General features: G+C 77.8%; 2 protein-coding genes. Both read left to right on the forward strand.

The features are described 5' to 3' along the window. Positions 1-129 precede the first annotated feature (129 nt). On the forward strand, positions 130-600 hold the full coding sequence (locus ACOV8S_RS21770; RefSeq protein WP_448319594.1) for a low molecular weight protein-tyrosine-phosphatase: 471 nt from the start codon (positions 130-132) through the stop codon (positions 598-600). Beyond that, positions 597-1,460 carry a fructosamine kinase family protein gene (locus tag ACOV8S_RS21775; RefSeq protein WP_448319595.1) on the forward strand — a complete coding sequence of 288 codons (864 nt, stop codon included), beginning with the start codon at positions 597-599 and terminating at the stop codon, positions 1,458-1,460. The genes ACOV8S_RS21770 and ACOV8S_RS21775 overlap by 4 nt, the downstream gene beginning before the upstream one ends. The last annotated feature ends 257 nt before the right edge of the window (positions 1,461-1,717 follow it).

Raw genomic sequence — 1,717 nt, forward strand, 5'->3', positions numbered from 1 at the left:
CGTCGGCCCGAAGGGCTCCTCGCTGACCGGCGCGTGGGAGTTCAGCGAGGACGGCACGGCCTGGCGCCACGACTTCGACGTCACGTTCCGCCGGGTCCGCTGACGGCCCGTCCGCCGTAGGCTGTGCGGGTGCACCTCACCTTCGTCTGCAGCGGAAACATCTGCCGGTCCCCCTCCGCCGCCCTGGTGGTCGCGGAGCACCTGCGCCGGGCGGGGCTCGACGACCGGGTCCGGGTGACCAGTGCCGGCATCGGCGACTGGCACGTCGGGGAGCCCGTCGACCCGCGTTCCGGCGGCGCGCTGGCCGCCCGCGGTTATCCGACCGGTCACGCGGCCGCCCAGGTCGGCCCCGAGCATCTGGACGCCGACCTGTTCCTCGCCATGGACCGCACGCACGAGAAGGCGCTGCGCGGCCTGGTCACGGATCCCTCGCGGGTGCGGCTGCTGCGTTCCTTCGACCCCGCGGCCGTCGCCTCCGGCGACCTGGAGGTTCCGGACCCGTACTACGGAGGGGACCAGGGCTTCGAGGACGTCCTGGGCATGATCGAGGCGAGCGTCCCCGGTCTGCTCGCCTGGGCCCGCGAGCACCTGGACGGATGACCGCCGAGGACGGGCCGGCGGCCGCCGCGGCGCGCCTGACCGGCCGTCGGGCCGCCGGGGAGCGGCGTGCGGCGGGCGGCCCGACCGAGGTGGAGCTGGACGACGGCCGCCGGGTGATGGTCAAGCGCGGCGAGGACGCCCGGGCGGTGCGCGCCGAGGCCGCCGGATTGCGCTGGCTCGCCGGGGCGGGGGCGGTCCGGGTGCCGGTGGTGCACGGCTGGGACGACCGGTGGCTGGTCAGCGACCTGGTCGCCGAGGGCCGTCCGGACCCGGGCGCCGCGACGCGTTTCGGCCGGGCGCTCGCCGCGCTGCACGAGGCGGGCGCGGACGCCTTCGGCGCCGCCCCGCCCGGTGGGCCGGAGGAGGCTTTCATCGGAGCGGCGCCGATGCGCAACGTGCCCGGCGAGCGGTGGCCGGCCTGGTACGCGGAGCACCGGGTGCTCCCCTATCTGCGCCGGGCGGTCGACGAGGGCGTCCTGCGGGCGGCGGACGCGGCCGTCGTGGAGCTCGTGTGCGAGCGGCTGCCCGAGCTGTCCGGGCCTGCGGAACCGCCCGCCCGGCTGCACGGCGACCTGTGGAACGGCAACGTGCTGTGGGGCGCCGACGGGGAGGCCTGGTTGATCGACCCCGCCGCGCACGGCGGGCACCGGGAGACCGACCTCGCCATGCTCCAGCTGTTCGGCTGCCCGCACCTGGACCGGGTGCTGGCCGGCTACCACGAGGCCGCGCCGCTCGCCGACGGCTGGCAGGCGCGGGTGCCGCTGCACCAGTTGTTCCCGCTGCTGGTGCACACGGTGCTCTTCGGCGGCGGTTACGCCGCGCAGGCGGTGACGGCCGCCAGGGCGGCGCTGGCGGCCTGATCCGTCCGCGCCGCCCTGGCGGCGCGGGCCCTCCCGGCCGGTCCGGCCGCATTGCTCGCGATCACCGGCCGGCCGGTCACCACGGCGACGAGCCGGCAGGGCGCGTCACTCCCGGGCCGCGGGCGGAACGCGCTGTCGCCCGGAGGGTCGGCGGGGCGCGCCGCCTCGCGAGGGCGTGGGCGTCAGGACGCGCGGCGGTAGACGGCGGCGGGGCCGATGACGGCCGGGCCGAACCGGTCGCGGATGTCGTCCGCGGC

It is taken from the genome of Streptomyces sp. CO7 (genome assembly GCF_053474865.1).